17 protein-coding genes are annotated in these 18989 nt (G+C 51.9%); 9 read left to right on the top strand and 8 right to left on the bottom strand.

Going from position 1 to position 18989, the window contains the following annotated elements:
* Window positions 1-37: 37 nt before the first annotated feature.
* Together Q4E93_RS17145 and bshB1 are read right to left on the bottom strand one after the other, a co-directional pair.
* Entirely contained in the window at window positions 38-1105 is a 1068-nt protein-coding gene (locus Q4E93_RS17145; RefSeq protein WP_303587256.1) for a fatty acid desaturase family protein, read from the bottom strand.
* A 141-nt stretch (window positions 1106-1246) separates the two neighbouring features.
* On the bottom strand, window positions 1247-1984 hold the full coding sequence (bshB1, locus tag Q4E93_RS17140; RefSeq protein WP_303587254.1) for a bacillithiol biosynthesis deacetylase BshB1: 738 nt from the start codon (window positions 1982-1984) through the stop codon (window positions 1247-1249).
* A 150-nt stretch (window positions 1985-2134) separates the two neighbouring features.
* Between bshB1 and lpdA the strand changes: the two genes are divergently transcribed.
* Together lpdA and Q4E93_RS17130 are read left to right on the top strand one after the other, a co-directional pair.
* Window positions 2135-3538 carry a dihydrolipoyl dehydrogenase gene (gene lpdA, locus Q4E93_RS17135; RefSeq protein WP_303587253.1) on the top strand — a complete coding sequence of 468 codons (1404 nt, stop codon included), beginning with the start codon at window positions 2135-2137 and terminating at the stop codon, window positions 3536-3538.
* 77 nt (window positions 3539-3615) lie between these two features.
* Window positions 3616-4149 carry a DinB family protein gene (locus tag Q4E93_RS17130; protein WP_303587251.1) on the top strand — a complete coding sequence of 178 codons (534 nt, stop codon included), beginning with the start codon at window positions 3616-3618 and terminating at the stop codon, window positions 4147-4149.
* Here the strand turns inward: Q4E93_RS17130 and Q4E93_RS17125 are convergent.
* Genes Q4E93_RS17125 through Q4E93_RS17110 form a run of 4 tightly spaced genes read right to left on the bottom strand, consistent with a single transcriptional unit; the run spans window position 4121 to window position 9158 of the window.
* Window positions 4121-5239, bottom strand: coding sequence for a bile acid:sodium symporter family protein (locus Q4E93_RS17125; RefSeq protein ID WP_303587249.1), 1119 nt, complete (start codon window positions 5237-5239; stop codon window positions 4121-4123). The genes Q4E93_RS17130 and Q4E93_RS17125 overlap by 29 nt on opposite strands.
* Before the next feature lie 5 nt (window positions 5240-5244).
* Window positions 5245-6684 carry a mandelate racemase/muconate lactonizing enzyme family protein gene (locus Q4E93_RS17120; RefSeq protein ID WP_303587247.1) on the bottom strand — a complete coding sequence of 480 codons (1440 nt, stop codon included), beginning with the start codon at window positions 6682-6684 and terminating at the stop codon, window positions 5245-5247.
* Between the two features lie 48 nt (window positions 6685-6732).
* Window positions 6733-7659 (bottom strand): RraA family protein, encoded by a 927-nt coding sequence (locus Q4E93_RS17115; RefSeq protein WP_303587245.1) that lies wholly within the window; start codon window positions 7657-7659, stop codon window positions 6733-6735.
* Window positions 7660-7670: 11 nt separating this feature from the next.
* On the bottom strand, window positions 7671-9158 hold the full coding sequence (locus Q4E93_RS17110) for a gluconokinase (RefSeq protein ID WP_303587243.1): 1488 nt from the start codon (window positions 9156-9158) through the stop codon (window positions 7671-7673).
* Between the two features lie 137 nt (window positions 9159-9295).
* Between Q4E93_RS17110 and Q4E93_RS17105 the strand changes: the two genes are divergently transcribed.
* From Q4E93_RS17105 to Q4E93_RS17095, 3 genes are all read left to right on the top strand, one after another.
* Entirely contained in the window at window positions 9296-10150 is an 855-nt protein-coding gene (locus Q4E93_RS17105) for a helix-turn-helix transcriptional regulator (protein WP_303587241.1), read from the top strand.
* A complete protein-coding gene (locus Q4E93_RS17100; protein ID WP_303587239.1) occupies window positions 10147-11676 on the top strand; it encodes a gluconokinase in 1530 nt (509 codons plus the stop codon). Before Q4E93_RS17105 ends, Q4E93_RS17100 begins: the two co-directional genes overlap by 4 nt.
* A gap of 80 nt (window positions 11677-11756) precedes the next feature.
* A complete protein-coding gene (locus Q4E93_RS17095) occupies window positions 11757-12608 on the top strand; it encodes a methylated-DNA--[protein]-cysteine S-methyltransferase (protein ID WP_303587238.1) in 852 nt (283 codons plus the stop codon).
* A gap of 2 nt (window positions 12609-12610) precedes the next feature.
* Here the strand turns inward: Q4E93_RS17095 and Q4E93_RS17090 are convergent, their stop codons facing one another.
* Window positions 12611-13513: a DNA-3-methyladenine glycosylase family protein gene (locus Q4E93_RS17090; RefSeq protein WP_303587236.1), complete on the bottom strand. Its 903-nt coding sequence runs from the start codon at window positions 13511-13513 to the stop codon at window positions 12611-12613.
* 160 nt (window positions 13514-13673) lie between these two features.
* Between Q4E93_RS17090 and Q4E93_RS17085 the strand changes: the two genes are divergently transcribed.
* The 3 genes from Q4E93_RS17085 to Q4E93_RS17075 are packed head-to-tail and all read left to right on the top strand — an operon-like array spanning window position 13674 to window position 17095.
* Complete coding sequence (locus Q4E93_RS17085; protein ID WP_303587234.1) at window positions 13674-14306, top strand: RNA polymerase sigma-70 factor; 633 nt, start codon at window positions 13674-13676, stop codon at window positions 14304-14306.
* Entirely contained in the window at window positions 14303-15325 is a 1023-nt protein-coding gene (locus Q4E93_RS17080) for a FecR domain-containing protein (protein ID WP_303587232.1), read from the top strand. Before Q4E93_RS17085 ends, Q4E93_RS17080 begins: the two co-directional genes overlap by 4 nt.
* 6 nt (window positions 15326-15331) lie before the next feature.
* Window positions 15332-17095, top strand: coding sequence for an STN and carboxypeptidase regulatory-like domain-containing protein (locus Q4E93_RS17075; RefSeq protein ID WP_303587230.1), 1764 nt, complete (start codon window positions 15332-15334; stop codon window positions 17093-17095).
* 17 nt (window positions 17096-17112) lie between these two features.
* Here Q4E93_RS17075 and Q4E93_RS17070 read toward each other — a convergent pair whose 3' ends face one another.
* Window positions 17113-17892 carry an arylamine N-acetyltransferase family protein gene (locus Q4E93_RS17070; RefSeq protein WP_303587229.1) on the bottom strand — a complete coding sequence of 260 codons (780 nt, stop codon included), beginning with the start codon at window positions 17890-17892 and terminating at the stop codon, window positions 17113-17115.
* A gap of 317 nt (window positions 17893-18209) precedes the next feature.
* Between Q4E93_RS17070 and modA the strand changes: the two genes are divergently transcribed.
* Window positions 18210-18983 carry a molybdate ABC transporter substrate-binding protein gene (gene modA / locus Q4E93_RS17065; RefSeq protein WP_303587227.1) on the top strand — a complete coding sequence of 258 codons (774 nt, stop codon included), beginning with the start codon at window positions 18210-18212 and terminating at the stop codon, window positions 18981-18983.
* Window positions 18984-18989 lie beyond the last annotated feature (6 nt).

The raw sequence follows: 18989 nt of genomic DNA, 5'->3' as shown, positions 1-18989 counted from the left end.
ACGAAAATACAGAAAGACCCCATCGGTCCCGGATCGATTATTTCCTTCCCATCTGTCGCAGAAAGGCCACGTGGGAAGCTACGGCATAACGCACCCGGGGATACTCGATATACACCAGCCCGTATTCCTGGCAAGCCTGCTTGATGATCTTGCTGATGGCAGGGTAATGGATGTGCGATATCTTGGGGAAAAGGTGGTGCTCGATCTGGAAGTTCAACCCGCCTACCAGCCATGATACGACCTTGTTCTTCGTGGCGAAGTTCGCGGTGGTCTTGATCTGATGGACGGCCCATTCGTCTTCCATCTTGCCGGTCTGTACGTCCGCCACAGGGAAGGCGGTATGCTCAACGGTATGCGCCAGCTGGAAGACCATGCTCAGCACAAAACCCGCCACACAGGTGAAGATGATAAAGCTGATAAGCCAGTCCTGAAAACCCAGCATGTAAATAGGCAGGCCCACAAAAAGAAAGGCGTGGAACAGCTTGAAACCCCAGAATACGAAATGGTCCGAAAGGCTCATTTTCTTCAGCGGCATATTTCCTACCCGGCTCTTGAAATATTTTTGGTAGTCCAGCACGAAGATCCAGAAAATATACAGGACACAATAAAGGACCCAGAAGTAAAGGTGCTGGTATTTGTGCATGCGGTATTTCTTCTGTGTCTCGCTCATCCGCATCCAGGGCTGGATATCGATGTCGTCATCGATGCCGTCCACATTGGTATACGCATGGTGGACCACATTGTGCTTCATGTTCCACATAAAGCTGTTGCCCCCCAGGATATTCAACGAAAATGCGGCCAGGCTGTTCACCCATTTATATTTGGAGAAGCTGCCATGCGCCCCGTCATGCATTACGTTAAAACCGATGGCGGCGACCACTCCCCCCAATAGCACGCTTTCTACGATCGCCCAAAAAGCATTGGGAGTGAAAAATACCAGATGGACGTAGATAAATACGAAACTGACCATCAAAATGACGGCCTTTATAAAAAGGTTGTAATTCCCGGTCGTGGATTTGCCTACTTCCTCAAAATAGGCGCTGATCCTTTTCTTTAGTTCAGCATGGAAGGATTGGGAAGATGTGGCAAACTTGGGCATTGACATAATAAAGCCTGTTAAGATATTAATAATTGGACAAAGGTAGCCATTTTGGCGCGGAATAAGTGTTAAGGGTCAGACAATTCCCAAACGCGTAAGTGGCCATTTTGTTATACGGTAGCTGTATAAGTTTTCCCCCAATCTCCTTCAGGTATCCAGCTGTATAAAGGCGTCGAAATCCCGCACTCCGATCATCTTTTCCGTAATAAACCCTTCCGCATAGGCCGTGCCGATCATCTTTCCGAACATCTGGTGCCGGCCGATGATGGCATTCAGGAACTCCGGAGTGGAAATATAGGTCTGGGGCTCATCCTTGTCATACGCCGTAGAGAAGAACTGGGAAGAGTACGCCCTGATGGACGCCAACTTTTCCTCGAAAACAGGTGTTATATCGTAGACAAAGGAAGGATGGGCATAGCGGTCCTGGATGAAATGGAATATGTATTTCGGACGCCAGTGCTCCTGCGGGAGTCCATCGTTGTCCACTGTTTCGATCTTTCTCAGACCACTGAGAAAACATGCGTCCGAAATGAGATGCCCCGCCCGGCCATGATCAGGATGACGATCTGCAAGCGCATTGGCCAGGACGATCTCGGGCCTGTATTTGCGGATCGCGCGTATCAGGTGCCGCTGATGATCTTCGTCATTGCGAAAGAATCCGTCCGCCATGTCAAGATTCTCCCGGACATCCAGCTCCAGGATCCTGGCGGAAGCGGCTGCTTCTTCGGCCCTCAGCTCGGGCGTCCCCCTCGTACCCAGCTCGCCCCGGGTAAGGTCCACCACTCCTGTCTTTTTCCCGTTCCTTTTTTCCATCAGGAGGGTACCGGAGCAGCAAAGTTCAACGTCATCAGGGTGTACGGCGATGGCCAGAATATCCAGCTTCATGTAGGAAAATTTTTACGCGAAAGTACCGTTTTTTGCGTTTTGGCCATATGCGCATTGTGAAGTAGCTTCGCAAGTCGCAAAACGGCCCACGGGGCCGTTGGCCGAAGGCAATGCTAAATTTCTAAAAACTCAAAAAACAAATCGTTAGACATGGCATACGATGTAGTCGTTCTTGGCAGTGGCACCGGCGGATATGTAGCCGCGATCCGCGCTGCACAATTAGGCCTTAAGGTAGCAATTGTAGAAAAGGAAAGTCTGGGTGGCGTTTGTCTGAACTGGGGATGTATCCCTACCAAAGCGTTGTTGAAAAGCGCCCAGGTATACCAGGATATACTGCATTCCAAGGACTTTGGCATCAATGCCAGCGGGACCCCCGATTTCCCGGCCGTGATCAAACGCAGCCGCGGCGTCTCCGATAAAATGAGCAGAGGTGTCCAATTCCTCATGAAGAAGAATAAGATCGACGTCGTTATGGGCGTTGGTAAATTAAAAGCAAAAGGTCAGCTGGAAGTGACCACCACGGATGGCAAGACCCAGATCGTGGAAGGCAAGCACATCATCGTCGCCACAGGCGCCCGCAGCCGCGAGCTCCCCAGCTTGAAACAGGATGGCAAGAAGGTCATCGGCTACCGGGAAGCAATGACCCTGCCCGAGCAGCCAAAGAGCATCATCGTGGTAGGCAGTGGGGCCATTGGCGTGGAATTTGCCTACTTCTACTACAGCCTGGGCACAAAGGTCACCGTAGTGGAATTCCTCCCCCGCATCGTTCCCGTGGAAGATGAAGAGATCTCCAAAGAGCTGGAAAAGATCTATAAGAAATACGGTATCGAAGTACTCACCAGCAGCGAGGTCACCGGCGTAGACACCAGCGGCAATGGCGTCAAGGCAAAGGTCAAGACCCCCAACGGAGAAGTCACCCTCGAAGCCGACATCGTGCTGAGCGCCGTAGGCATCGCCGCCAACATCGAGAACATCGGCCTGGAAACCCTGGGCGTAAAAACCGATAAAGGCAAGATCAGCGTCGATAAATTCTATCAGACCAATGTACAGGGTATATATGCCATCGGCGACTGTGTACCCGGACAAGCGCTGGCCCACGTTTCCTCCAAAGAAGGCATCATTTGCGTGGAGAACATCGCCTATAATGAAAAGAAATATGCCCACCAGCCGGAAGCCCTGGACTACAACAATGTTCCCGGCTGTACCTATTGTACGCCGGAGATCGCATCCGTAGGCCTTACGGAAAAGCAGGCCCGCGACGCCGGCTACGAGATAAAAGTAGGTAAGTTCCCGCTGAGCGCCTCCGGTAAAGCCACCGGCGCCGGACACAACGAAGGCTTCGTAAAAGTGGTCTTCGACGCCAAATACGGCGAGTGGCTCGGCACCCATATGATCGGGTACAACGTGACGGAAACGCTCATGGAGACCGTACTGGGCCGCAAGCTGGAAACCACTTACCATGAAGTGCTCAACAGCATTCACCCCCACCCGACCATCAGCGAAAGCATCAAAGACGCCATCGAGGTGGCCTACGGCGAGGCAATACATCTTTAAAATTAATTATCTGACAATAAAAAAGGTGTCTCAGTTGAGACACCTTTTTTTCATACCTTTCCTGAAACTTCTTCCATATGAACAAAATACTTTTTTCCCTTTTTATCTCCCTCCCTACCTTCCTTTCCGCCCAATCCATTTCCGGCGACGACATCAAAGCCCAGTTCGCCAAAGATTGGGAAAGATCAAAAGCCTATACCCTGGATTATCTCAACACCATGCCTGCCGACAAATATTCCTTCAAGGCCGTCGACAGCATCCGCAGTTTTGCCCAGCAGATGCTCCATCTTGCATCCGGCACCGCCTTCCTCATGAATATGGCCACGGGCGCACAGCCGTCCTTTAACGCCAGGGGCCTGGAAGGTAGAACCACCGCACAGACGAAGGACTCTGTCGTCTATTATGTCACAGCCAGTTACGACTATGCCATCGCCGCCATGAAGAGTGTAGATGCATCCAAACTGGGAGAGCCGGTAGGACAGGGTGACAATAAGGTTTCTCGTTATGCCTGGCTGCTGAAAGCCCTGGAACACCAGGCCCACCACCGCGGACAAACCACGATCTACATTCGCCTCCAGGGTATCAGACCTCCGAACGAACGATTGTTTTAGGCGGCTCCGCCACCCCGGTTTCCACCCCTTCATCGGGGACCCTGTTATGCCACCAGCTGGCAAGGGAAGACCCCGTTGTGTTCATGAGAGGACCAAAGACGGCCGGCGCCAGTCCTACCGTTGCTAATTTCCCCATCGTGAGCGCAAGTCCCGATGCAAGTCCCGCATTCTGCATGCCCACTTCCAGTGCAATGGTGCGGCAGTCCCGCTCGCGAAACCGGAATAGGCGCCCAGCCCAATAACCGAGGAAATAACCCGTCACATTATGCAGGAAAGTAGCAAGGACCAGCAAACCTCCCACCTTTAAAAGACTTTCCCTTCCCGCTGAAGTGATCACCACGATGATGAGCGCAATGCCTCCCATCGAGACCAACGGCATGGCCTTGTCCAGGCCCTTGAATCGCCCTCTCACCAGGTAGTGAAATAACAACCCGGCTACGACCGGGAAGATCACCATCTTCGTGATATCCCAGACCATGGCCTGCCAATGTACCTCGATGAATTGTCCCGCCAGCAGACGCATCATCATAGGCGTAAGGAATGGCGCTAGCAACGTGGACACCGTTGTAACCGATACGGATAGCGCCAGGTTCGCCCTGGCCAGGAAAGCCATGACATTGCTGGCCAGCCCGCTGGGGCAGCAGCCAACCAGGATAATGCCCGCCGCGATCTCCGGCGGGAACTGAAAGACCCGCGCCATGGTAAATCCCACCAGGGGCATAATAGTGTAATGGCAGACGACACCGATGATCACACCTTTAGGCATTCGCAGCACCGTCGCAAAATCCTTCAGACTCAGCTCCGTCCCCATGCCGAACATGATCACCTGTAACAATGGGACGATGAGCCCGGATAGTTTGAAATCGCCCACCTTTACAAAATACTGGGGATAATATAGCGCCAGGCTCACCCCTGCCAGGATGATCATGGTAAAAGAAAAGCCCTTCAGAAAAGTATGTCTTCGGAAACCCAGTGCTATACTAACCAGGCATAACATGAGACACCACCCGGCCCACTGCGGCTGGTGATAGAAGATGGTCGCGATATAGGCCAGCAGTAAAGCTATGGCCAGCTTGTAGAATATATTCATAATTGTCAGCTCCAAAGCCTGTCCCAGCTGCGGACATTATCCCATTCGGGAGTAGGTACAAAATAATTCTTATTTTCCGGATCAAGATGTTTTTTAAGCACCTCTTCATTCAGCTCAAGCCCCAGACCGGGTGTATCAGGCACATTGGCAAACCCTTTTTCGAAAAATGGCTTGCCATCCTTCGTCCTCGCGAAATCAGACCAATAAGGCAGGTCCAGCGAATGATGCTCCAGCGCCACAAAGTTCTGCGTGGCAGCCGCACAATGGACGTTGGCCATAAAGGACACGGGCAACCCGGCAAAATGCATCGCCATGGCCACTCCCTTCTCTTCCGCATAATCCCCGATCTTCTTCGTCTCCAGCAATCCCCCTGAAGTAGCCAGGTCGGGATGGATGAGGTCCGTAGCATGATTATCCACCAGCTTGATGAACTCTTCCTTAAGATAGATATCCTCACCTGTATTGGTGGGCGTCTCGATACTCCGCGTGATCTCCTTCCACTCATCCGTATACTGCCAGGGTATCAGATCCTCCAGCCAGGCCAGACGATATTTCTCCATCGCCCTGCCCAAACGAATGGCATTGTTCATATCGAAATGACCAAAATGATCGGATGCCAGCGGCACTTCAAAGCCAATGACGTCCCTCACTTTGGCCACATACTTGCCCATCTCTTCCAAACCCTTGTCCGTCACCTGCACCTGGGTGAATGGATGTTTGGTAGCTCCATAGGTCATGGGAGCCATATTCCACTGCCGCTGTACATCCCAGAAATTGGAGTTGACGATCGTCCCCGGTATCTTCCGGATCATCTCTATCCCCAGATCCATCTTCAGAAAAGTGAAGCCCTTGCCTTCCAGCCTGTCTTTCAGCTTGGCTACGAATACATCCGGATCCTCTTCCTCCGGCGTGTCCGCATACAGACGCACCTTGTCCCTGTACTTCCCGCCCAGCAGCTGGTAACAAGGTACATTGTAGGCCTTGCCCGCCAGGTCCCACAATGCCATTTCCACTGCGCATACGCCTCCGCCCTGGCGTCCATGAAACCCGAACTGCTTGATCCTTTTAAATATCTGCTCCACATTGCACGGGTTCATCCCCACGATGCGGCTCTTCAGAAAAAGCGCATAACGCCAGTCTGCGCCGTCACGCACCTCTCCCAGACCATACAGCCCCTGGTTGGTGTCGATCCGGATAATGGTACACCTTCCCGTGGTATTCATGACGGTGGCATACCGCATATCCGTGATCTTAAGGTCCGACGGTGAGGACATCCGGTTGACCTTCGAAGTACTCTGCGCCATCGTATCCTCGATGGAAGCGGACATAAAAGCGCCCAGCGACAGGCCTCCCAATGTTTTTTTCAAAAAACCACGACGGCCTGTATCCTTACTTTCACTGTCGGACAGCCCGTGCTTAGCTAGAAATTTTTCAGATGGGTTCATATCAATCGTTTTAATTAATGTAAGATCCAGCCCCAGCCGAAGACCCGGTCACCAGGTGCGGTCCTTCATGAACTGGTCAAGCTCCGCACGGCTCATGGGAAGCTTCCCCGGGTTCTCATCCAGCCAGCGAAGGAAATCCTTCTTGATCTCGTCGGACCACTGTGCATCGATCTGGCCAGGCGTGTACTTTCCCTGCCGCAGCCGCAAATGACCGAACTCGTCCCGTAGCTGAATGAATTCCGCATTGAGCACCACATACTCCACCAAATGTGCAGGGATGAAGACAATGCCGCCTTTCTTGGCCAGCACCACATCTCCAGGCAACACCGTGGCCCTTCCGATCCGGATAGGTACATTGATACCCCCCAGCATCATCTGCTGGATATAGGAAGGATCATACCCCTTCACCCATCCGTTGAAGCCGTCTATTTCCTCCAGGCCTTCTATATCCCTCACAGAGCCGTAAAAGATCACACCCCGGTGAGAATGCGCATAAATGGCATTGCCAAGGTTATCCCCTATCAACGTGCCGTCCACGATCTTACCATAGCTGTCGGCTACATAGATGTCTCCATCCTTCAATACGTCGATCGGCCAGGAGTTGGTATTGCCAATACGCCCCTCGGACTTTCCCTTATCCCTGATCAGCTTGTCGATATCCGGCCGCAAAGGCAGGTACTGGGCCGTCACAACCCTCCCCGTCATTACCGAATCAGGATGAATGACCATCCACTCCCCCTCGAACTGATTCTGATACCCCTTGTTGCGGAGAATGCCCCAGGCCTCTTCCAGGCCTACATGCTTCAATCGCTGCAGGAACTTATCAGCAACTCTTGGTCTTCCGTCCGCCGAACGCTCACCCGTCCATTCCGGCGTAAATGCTTTCAATTGCTCCGGCGTAAGTGTCACCTGCTGTGCGCCGGCACTGGCCGCCAGGCCGATAGCGCACAGAAAAAGAAGAAGATGCTTGACCATGTAAATAATATTTAAAATAAATGTACGGATTCCCCGGGTTGTACATTAAACTCATCTTTTAGTTTGTCGTAAATACGCTTGAATTTCTCCACCCTTTCCCGGTAAACCACATGTGCATGCTCATCAGGTTCATAGACGGCCAACACCCTTTTGCGAAAAGCAGGCAGCTCTCCCAACGCTTCCATGCCGACGACCACCGCACCAATAGCCGAACCTTCCTCATGTCCGAATGCCAGCACCCGCACCATAAAGACGTCAGCCAGCATCTGAAGCCAGAGAGGACTTCGTGCAAATCCGCCCGTAGCATGCAGCTCCCTGATATCTTTCCCCACAGATAGAATATTCCCGATATTATAAAGGCCGTAAATGACACCTTCCATTGCCGCCCTCACCAGGTGCGCCTTCCCATGACGAATGTCAAGCCCAAAGTAAATACCCCTCGCTTTCGAGTTCCATACGGGCGCCCGCTCTCCTAAAATATAAGGGATGAACAGCAGCTCTTCCGATCCCGGAGGGACCGTGCCGGCCAATGCCATCAGCTGGTCATAGCTCTCCCCGGTACACAGCAGGTTTTCTTTCAGCCACTGAAGGACGATGGCCCCGTTGTTGGTGGGCCCTCCCCGTACATAAGAGCCGTCCTGCACATGATAACAGAACGTACGCATTGCCGCGTCCAGTTCCGCCCGCTGGGAGATCATCCGGACGGCGCCGCTGGTACCAATAGTGACAGCCATCACATGATCCCCCGTGGCGCCGGTTGCAAGATTCGCCAGGGCCCCGTCGCTGCCCCCGATGACAATCGAGGTTCCGGACCTGATCAGCAGCGGGGTGGAGTTGTCCCCCTTTCCGGCATCATAGGATAAGATATGCCGGGGAGGGACCACCCTCGCTAGTTTTGAATAGTCAACAGAAAGATATCGGAGGATGTCCTCATCCCATTGCAACGTTCCGAGGTTCAACAACCCCGTAGCAGATGCGATGGCGGAATCCACCAGGTATTCACCGAAAAACTTTGAAAAAACATATTCCTTGATGCCTATGAAGCGGCGGGCCGACATGAACAGCCCCGGCTCATGCTGTCGCAGCCAGATCAGCTTGCACAATGGCGTCATAGCATGGATGGGCACGCCGGTGGCCCGGTAGAATGCCACGCCTTCTTTACTGTTGCGCAAGGACTCTGCAATAGTGGCTGCACGATTATCCGCCCAGATCATCAAGGGGGTCGATGGGTTCCCCTCCTCGTCCACCACCAGCAAACTGTGCATGGCCGCGCTGAATGATACCATGTCCGGGAGAAATGGCTGCAGCGCGGCTATCACATCATTGATGCATCGCGCCACAGCCCTCGTGATCTCGTCAGGATCCTGCTCGCTCCGGTCAGCCGTCGTATGCCGCATGGCATAAGCCACCGACTGCCCTTTCAATATTTCCCCTTCCGGACTAAGCGCCACGGCTTTTGCCGATGTGGTCCCTATATCTACTCCCAAATAGTATTGCATCTCCTTACAAAGTATAGCAACTTTCACCCAAAAACTTCCATTTACATTCAGCGGTGAATTTTATACACTGAAATGAATTATCTTTTATACATTTCCAATCGCGTTCAATACAGATTGCACCAAATGATGATGCCGGCATGAACTCTTATTTACTTCAACAAGGCCGATCCAAAGAGCTGGAGCTTTTCCCGCACATCATCGAATTTGGATCCAAAAAGATCCAGACCATCCAGTTCAATTCCTTTCCCGTGGAGAAAACCGCCTGGCTGCGCGCTTATTATGTACTGGATGGTCGCTATGACTGGATCATCGATGGAATGTCGCGCATCCTTTACCCGGGAGACCTGGCCCTGATCCTGCCTGAACAGTCCTTTGGAGGCGCCCGTGAGCTGCTCGACATCGGCGCCTTCTTCTGGATCGCACTGGATATGAATAGGTCTTACCTCTCCACGCTGGAAAGCAGGAGCATTCAAAAGATCCTTTTACTCAACGACAGTCCCGTGATCGCCGGGTTTAAAGAAGGAGGACATATTCTCCAGCTCATCGGCCGCGAGCTGTCCGGACAGGAGATAGGGTTTCAGACGAGGATCAATCATCTCACCGACACCCTGCTCATCCTCATCGCCCGGCAACTGACCAAACAAAACAATTCCCAGCGGGACTTCCCCCGGACATTCATGAAGCTGGAGCAGGAGCTGCGGGACAACCTTTCCCATCAATGGACGGTGGAAGAAATGGCAGCCCTCGTTGGACTGGGCACCACGGCTTTCACCGAGAAAGTAAAAAGTTTTACCGGCTTCTCTCCCATAAGCTACCTCATCAATATCCGTATTTCCGAGGCCATCAAGCTGCTGAAAAGGACGGACATAAACCTTACGGACGTCGCCCTGGACACAGGGTTCTATTCCTCACAACATTTTTCCACCACTTTCAAAAAACTCACCGGCTATACGCCGAGTCAGTTCAGGAAGAATAACACCGACAATCTATGAATCAACAACACTCGGATTGCATCCTGACGATCGATATGGGCACAGGCGCTGTTCGCATATTTGCTTTCGATCTCAATGGCGCCGTCATCGGCTCCATGAAAGGCTCCTACCCCACTTTCCACAGGGAACCTGATTACAGCGAACAGGATCCTGAACAGGTGTTTATCACTGTCTTGTATGTACTAAAAAATCTTTTGAATGAACGCATCCACCCCGGCGGGCATAAAGTCATTGCCATCTGCTTCAGCGGGGCCATGCACAGTGTGCTGCCCGTGGATAAAAAAGGTATCCCTCTGGGTAATGCCATCACCTGGAGCGACAACCGCGGCAAACGGGAAGCACAGGCTTTAAAAGGGACAGCCAGCGGCAAAGCCATCTACGATGCGACGGGAACGCCCATCCACCCCATGTCCCCGCTGATAAAGATCAGCTGGATGAAACACCACGACAAGGAAAGGTTCGACCATACGGCCCGTTTCCTCTCTTTGAAAAGCTACATCATCCAGCAGCTGACGGGTGAACATATCATCGATTATAGCCTTGCTTCTGCCACCGGCCTTTTCAATATCCATACCTTCACCTGGGAACAGGCCGCCCTCGACCACGCAGGAATAGGAGCCGGTAAGCTGCCGGACCTGGTCCCCGTATTCTATTCCAAACCCAGGCTGCGGCGCGAATACCAGACCTCACTCGGCCTTGCACCCGACACAAAGATCATCGCCGGCGCCAGCGATGGAGCGCTGGCGACCCTGGGAGCCGGGGTCTGGGGAGAAGGCAAAGCCACCATCACGATAGAACAAAGCGGGGCGGTCCGCGTCGTGGGGAACAAAGTGCTGAAAGATCAGCAGCAGCGTTTCTTCAATTATGTGCTGACAGAGAACTACTATGTTTCAGGAGGACCAACCAACAATGGCGGCGTTATCTTCGAATGGTTCGCCAAAGAGTTCGGCGCCTTTCGCAAGGCCTTTGACCTCGACGATTCGATGGATCAGCTGATCCTGGAAGCTTCCAGGATCCCCGCCGGCTCTGATGGGATGCTTTTCCTGCCTTACCTGCTGGGCGAACGCGCTCCTATCTGGAATGCCAACGCCCGGGGCGTTTACTTCGGACTCAATATGCAGCATAGCAGGCAGCATTTCATCCGGGCCACGATTGAAGGCATCCTGTATGAGATCTATAGCATCGGTAAAACCCTGGAAGAACATAGGGCCATCCATACTTTGTCGATCAATGGCAGCTTCACCGCCTATCCTTTCTGGGCTCAAATGATCTCCGATATCTTTGACAAGCCCGTGCAGGTGAAGGACAATTCCGATAGCATCGGACTGGGGGCGTTCTTACTGACGGCGACGGAAATGGGCATCTATAAAAGCCTGGAAGAAGCAGCCCGGGTGGTCGATATTCCCACCATGTACAGGCCCGACAAAAATGACCACGAAGTATATATGCGCTATTACAAGGTATTTGAGCGACTGAGCAGCAAGCTATTAGAAGACTTCGAAGAGATTGCCGGCCTCCAGGGATGAAGCAGGACATCCAAACTCAGCAACTTCCGGGTTTTAGTCGGACATTTGTCACCTTAGTTTTGTGTGATAAAACAAACATTATGCAAGACATAACAAATTTTGACAGGATCGCTACGGCCATCGACTATATCAGGGAACATTTTAAAGAGCAGCCCGATCTGAACGAGGTGGCGGAAAAGGTGCACCTGAGCCCTTTCCATTTTCAACGCCTTTTCACCGACTGGGCCGGCGTAAGCCCCAAGAAATTCCTGCAATATCTCAGTATCGGGCATGCCAAAGCCATGCTGCAGGACAAAGGCGCCACCTTGTTTGATACAGCCTTCGAGACGGGCCTTTCCGGCACAGGCCGGCTGCATGATCTCTTCATCGGGATAGAAGGAATGACGCCGGGAGAATATAAGAACGGCGGAGAAGCATTGTCCATCAATTATTCTTTTGCCGAAAGCCCCTTTGGTGAGATCATCGTAGCTTCTACTCCAAAAGGTATCTGCTACCTGGCATTTACTACTGACCGCGAGCAGTCATTGGCGGACCTGAAAACCCAGTTCCCCCATGCGCGTTATCATCAGACCGTAGACCTTATCCAGCAAAACGCCCTCTACATCTTTACACAGGACTGGAAAAGCCTTTCCGACATTAAGCTGCACCTGAAAGGCACCCCCTTCCAATTGAAAGTGTGGGAAGCCTTGCTGAATATTCCCATGGGCAGGCTGTCCACTTACGGCTCCATCTCCGACGCGATTGGCAATCCCGGCGCCTCCCGTGCCGTAGGTTCTGCCGTCGGCAGCAATCCCGTGGCTTTCCTCATTCCCTGCCACAGGGTAATACGGTCCACCGGCGAGACCGGAGACTATCATTGGGGCAGCACCCGGAAAAAAGCGATCATCGGGTGGGAGGCGGCTAAGACATCCTCTCCGGAAAAAGAAAATTGATCTTACCCCACCGGCTTTACCGCCAGGCTTCTCCAGAGATAAAATACCAGGTAGCTTTCCCAACCCTTATATTTTGAAAAGAACCGATCGATCTTTGCCAGCTCCTTCCGATCCCTGATAACCCCATGATTGGCCAGCGCAGTCAACAGTCCCGTATCCCCATGCGGAATGCCGGAAGGGTCCCGCAGCGATTTCATCAGGCAATAATTGGCTGTCCATACGCCGATACCTTTCACTTTCATCAATGCTTGCAGCCTGCGCTCCCTGTCCGGTAAGGAAAGTAGCGCCTCCCTGCTTAGTTCCCCACGGGCAAACGTATTCGCCAGCCCGATGAGATAAGCCGCCTTGCTCCCCGAGAACTGTAGAGGCCGCAGATCTTCCACCGTTGCCTCCGCCAGCATCGTAGCGTCCGGGAATAAATGAAAGGTCTCTCCCCCATGCGAAATGGATTTCCCATATTTTTCCACCAGCCTTCGCTTAAGCGTAAAAGCAAACTTCAGGTTGATCTGCTGCCCGATGATGGACCAGGCCAGCGACTCGAAGAGGTCCACGATACCCATCAGCCTTAGTCCTTTGTAATCCTCCGTCATATAGGCCAGGCGCTTGTCTTTCTTCAGCAGCGTATAAAAAGGAGACAGATCCCTGTCCATGTCCATCCATTCCCTGATATACGCTGACAACAGCCCCACGTTCTTTTCATCCGCCTGCCCCTGTAAGATCCTAACCTCCAGTTGTCCCCACCCCTCCGTCATCTCCACCAACAGTTCCCGTCCATCCAGCTGCAGTGCCTTAATGATCCTTTCCCCACTGACCCGGTGCACACAATCATCGAATCCCCTGTCCAGGAACCAGCGGCATTCTGAAAAGCTGAAATCTTCCGGAAGGGAAATATGAAATTTTTTCATTTTTCAAAGATAGCATCGTTCAGGCAGGTGACGACCCGATTCTTGCGATCATACACCTTCCATTACATTCTGATCCCCAACCATTTCCCCGTAAAAAACAATATTTTTGCCCCGCAATAGGGGTACAGGCCTCCTCAGTTGTCATTATCAAAAGACCTGTTTGACAACGACAGTTATCAGTAAAGCCACTATTCAACCGGTAAGCATGGAATGGACCGACGCCGCGATCATACAATTATTGAAAGATCGGGATGAAACAGGATTTGAACGGGTTTTTAAACACTACTTTAAAAGCCTGTACAGGTATGCCCTTACGATCCTGCAGGATCACGACCAGGCCGAAGACATCGTACAAAACGTGTTTTACAAACTATGGGATAAAATAGGATCCCTCCATTTCTCAGACTCCCTGGCCGCCTACCTGTATCGGGCCGTTCACAACGAAAGCCTCAATCACCTCAAGCACAAAAAAGTGAGACGTACCTATCAAACCTATATCACACAGTCGACAAAAGACCAGGCAGAATCCGCACATAGAAAAGTGACCTTCAGCGAGCTGGAACGAAGACTACAGACTGCCATCAACGAACTGCCCGAGCAATGCCGCACCATTTTCCAGATGAGCCGGTTCGAGGAGCTGCGCTACCTGGACATCGCAGCCCAGTTGGGCATCTCCGTTAAGACGGTGGAGAATCAGATGGGAAAAGCCTTGAAGCAATTACGGATAAAGCTGGTAGATTATTTGCCCCTGATCATGCTCATCCTCCTGAACATTTTAAATCAACGCTCTTGAACGAATATCTACATAGCGACCCCGGTGGCCCTACGGGCATTCATGAGGACCTGCTGGTAAAGCACCTGCTGGGAGAAACGGGCCCTGAAGAGAATGCAAGAGTAGCTGCCTGGCTGGATGCAGACCCCGCCAACAGGCATTATTACGAGCACTTCCGGCTCATCTGGCGGGAAAGCCGTCGCCTGGGGGACAATTTCCAGGACACGGACGAACAGGAGGAGGCCGCCTGGCAGAAATTCAGACAAAGGATCCATGCCCCTTCCCCTCTCCGGGCCGTAAAGAACTATTCCCAACCAGCACCCCGGAGACGGATACTGCCATCCTGGACAAGAGCCGCAGCCATCCTGCTGGGTGTGGCCTCCATCACGGGTCTGATCTATCTCGGCAGCCGTAATGCCCCGGACAAACTGGTGGCCAGCACTACCACCGTGCTCACCGACACCTTGCCTGATGGCAGCCAGATCACCCTGAACAGACAATCGAGCATTTCCTACCCGGCTAAATTCCATAAGGACAGGTCCATTCATCTGAAAGGGGAAGCCTTCTTTAAAATAGCGGCGGATAAAGAAAAGCCTTTCCGTGTATATACCAATGGCATCACGATCACCGTCCTCGGCACTTCGTTCAACGTGCGCAATAAAGGCACGGCCACCGAGATCATCGTCGAATCGGGGCTGGTCCGTGTCGCCGACAGCCTGCACAGCATCCTGGTACATCCGGCTGAAAAGGTCGTTATCCACCGGGGAGATACCAGCCTGTCAACAGACCAGGAACGTGGCGAACTGTACAAATACTACCGCACGAAAGAATTTGTATGCGACAACACCCCGCTCTGGCAGCTGGCCGAATCACTGGAACAAGCCTATGACGTACATATAGCCATCCCCGATCCCGCGCTGCGTGAGCAAAAGATCAATACGATATTCCGCAATGAGTCGCTGGATCAGATCTTGTCCGTCATACAGGAAACGTTCCGGATAAAAGTCATCCGGACAGGCAACCAGGTAATCTTACAATAAGTACGGATGAAACTTTTCACCATAACGGCAGCCTTTCTCTTCATCGCCTCGTCGCTCCACAGCCAAAGCGTGCTGGACAAACAGCTGTCCGTAGAGTTCCGCCAGCAACGCCTCGACAAAGCGCTGGAGGTCCTCAGCCACAACGGCAACTTTTATTTTTCGTACAATAGTTCCCTGCTAAAGCGGGACAGCCTGGTTACCCTTTCCGCACAAAACAAGACGGTCCGTCAGATCCTGGACCTTCTCTTCCGGGGCAGTATCGAGTATAAAGAGAACGGCAATTACATAATTTTACGCAAAGCGCCTCCAAAGCTAAGTGCGACCCTTATCAGGACAGATCCCGGGAACGACAGATATATCGTCAGCGGCGTCATCCTGGATGAAAATACAGGAGAGACCATCAGTCAGGCCAGCGTTTATGACAAACACGGACTGATTGCCACGCTCACCAATGAAGACGGTTCCTTCACCGTGCGGTTGAAGAACAGGCCAGGGCCTGCCGCACTCACCGTCAGCAAGGAATTTTATGAGGACACCACCGTTAAGATCGAACCTGGCGCCAACCAGAAGATCACCGTCAGCATCTCTCCGCTCTCCTTCAGCAGGAAAATGGTCACCATCAGTCCCGATGGCTATCTGCCATCGGATTCCATACGGGTCGAGCTGGATGGCAATTCAGTATATATGCGTAAGGACCCCATTCGGGTGGAGATGACGGGATGGGGAAGACTATTGCTTTCCTCCAGACTAAAGATCCAAAGTATCAACCTCCGTAAGTATTTTACCCAGCAGCCCTTCCAGCTATCATTCCTTCCAGGCATAGGAACACAAGGGCCGCTGAGCCCCCAGATCACCAACAAGTTTTCAGTCAACATGCTGGGGGGCTACACGGCAGGGCTTATAGGAGCGGAGCTGGGCGGCGTATTCAACGTCGATAAGAGGAACGTGCAAGGCGTACAGGCCGCCGGCGTCATCAACGTGGTGGGAGGATCAGTGGAAGGGGTTCAGATGGCCGGATTGCACAACACCATATTGGACTCGTTGAAAGGTGTACAAATGGCCGGCATCAGCAATATCACCAGGCGAAAGCTAAAAGGAGTTCAGATGGCCGGCGTCTATAATCGTGCATCTGACACCCTGCAAGGCCTGCAGGCCGCAGGCGTCCTGAACAAAGCCCGCGACATAAGGGGCATACAAATTTCCGGGCTCGTCAACATCGCACGACATAGCAGAGGCGTTCAGGTCGGCATTATCAATATCGCCGACACATCCGACGGCTGCAGCATCGGGTTGATCAACCTCTCCCGCAATGGCTTTAGAGAGTATTCGCTTTTCGCAGATGAAGTAGCCCCCGCGAACTTCGCCTTCAGGTCAGGGAATACCAGTCTTTATTCCATCCTGCTGATAGGTTACAATCCGCTGATCGATCATCGATCATATCGATATGGATGGGGTCTCGGTCATCGATTCGGGCTCAACAAAAAACTCTCCCTCGACCCGGAACTCACCAATGAGCATGTCGCGCTATATGACGGCAGCAAATATAAAAAGGCCGACGACCTGTTCAAGCTAAACCTCGACCTGCATGCCCGGCTCGGCCGGCATTTTGCGATTTCAGGGGGACCATCGCTGACTTTCTATTCCTTCAACAAGAACGCCACCGGCAACGATCACACCAGCTTACCCGCATTTAAAGTATATCCACAATGGACCGTTTCAGACAGCTTTACAGGCTGGCTGGGTTGGCGCGTCAGCGTAAGTCTTCTGTAATGCCAAAAAGGAATGCCTCAGACAAGGTACACCATGTCCATATGGAAATATTTTTCCAGGATCTCGTTGCGGTGATCTTCGTTCAGGATCTGCTTCACCTGCTTCTTGCCATCGACAGTCCTTATCAGCTTATTATTGATCATGCTGATACGCCCATCCGGAATGGGCAGGCTGACGATCAGGCTGCGGGCGAAATGTGATTCACGCGAAGTCTGGTGAAAATGATTCATTTCTGCAAACTCATGCAGATGACGAGTTGTCAGCGTAAATATATATTCGATCTTGAATGCCTGTTTTGAATCATTCCATTTGGCTACCCCCATGTATTCATGGCCGTCTACGTTGATATGCTCCATGATCTGGTAGAATGTCCGGCCGTCACGCTGCACTTCTCCGGGAGCGATAGCAAGAGGTCGAAGGGAGAAATCGCCATACCCCACATCAATGAGCCATTTTTTGCCATCGAGCTCTACGATCAAAGCCATATGCTCGAAATCACGACCGTATCCGTGCCCATGCAGCAGGCGTCCCGCGATCATATGAACCTTGAAACCACACAGGCTCAGCAGGCGGTGAAATAATGTATTCAGCTCATAGCAGTAGCCGCCCCGGCGGTCCAGGATCACTTTTTGATACAGCGAATCCACCCGGAGGATGATCGGGATGTGATTATGTATGTCCAGCGTCTCGAATGGGATATTGAGAACATGCTGCTGCTGGAGAGATTCCAGTGTTGATAGGTCCGTGTAAACTACATCATTGAAATTGATCCGTTTTAAATAACCTCGAATGTCCATAGCGTATAAATTGTAGATCTCGTCTGTTGTATTACTGCTCGACTATTATATATCAAATATATCTCATCAATTCTCCTGCCAATGTCCTGCCTGCCATCCTGATAACAAACAGGTAACCATTGTGTATTATGGACTCGTTTTTTGCAGATTCCGCTGCACGTAGGTCATACGCAGTTGCCAGGTATTTGCTGAGTGGCCTTTTTCCGCTTTAAAAGGTGAGTAAAAGAACAATTCCCGGAAAGATAAGTTCACGGATCCCTCGAGATTTTTCGGCAGGAAAACTTAAATTTACATGTAAAATAATGTATATCATATAAATGAGGCGGATCATCCCCATAATTTTTATTTGCCTGGCCTTCTTGCCGCTGTATTCTTTTCCCAGAGAAGTCCCGGCGGATCCTCCGCAGGAAGTGTTGGTGGCGGCAGCCTCCGATCTGAAATTTGCCATGGATTCCCTGGTTAAAGCCTTCTCGGGGGAAACAAAAGACGTTGCAATAAAGCTGGTATATGGATCATCGGGTACTTTTTTCGAGCAGATCAGCAATGACGCTCCCTTCGACCTTTTCTTTTCCGCAGACCTGGACTATCCCCAAAAACTTGAACAGCAGCACAAAACACTTTCAGCAATAAAACTATACGGCACAGGGCAAATCGTCCTTTGGAGCAGCAGGCTGGACCCTTCCAAAGCAGGGATGAGCTCACTCCTGCAGCCTTCGGTCGCCAGGATAGCGATTGCCAATCCAGCACATGCACCGTATGGCCGTCGCGCTGAAGAAAGTCTGAAATACTATCATCTTTACGATAAAGTGCGGGAAAAGCTGGTGATAGGCGAAAATATTTCTCAGACAGCCCAATTCGCCAGCACGGGGGCAGCCGACATCGGGATCATAGCCCTGTCCCTGGCCTTGTCCCCCCAACTGCAGAAAGAGGGAAAATACTGGCCGATCCCGGAATCCTCGCATCAGCCTTTGAAACAAGGCTATGTCCTGCTGCAGCATGCAAAAGGCAATACAGGGGCGGAAAAATTCGCTGCATTTATCGCATCCCCCAAGGCGCATGCGATCCTGGAGTATTTTGGATTTGGTAAATAAGCAGAG

Origin of the sequence: Flavitalea plasmicola, from assembly GCF_030546645.1 — a bacterium.
Classification (GTDB): Bacteria; Bacteroidota; Bacteroidia; order Chitinophagales; family Chitinophagaceae; genus Puia.
This window is presented reverse-complemented; position numbering and strand designations above follow the sequence as displayed.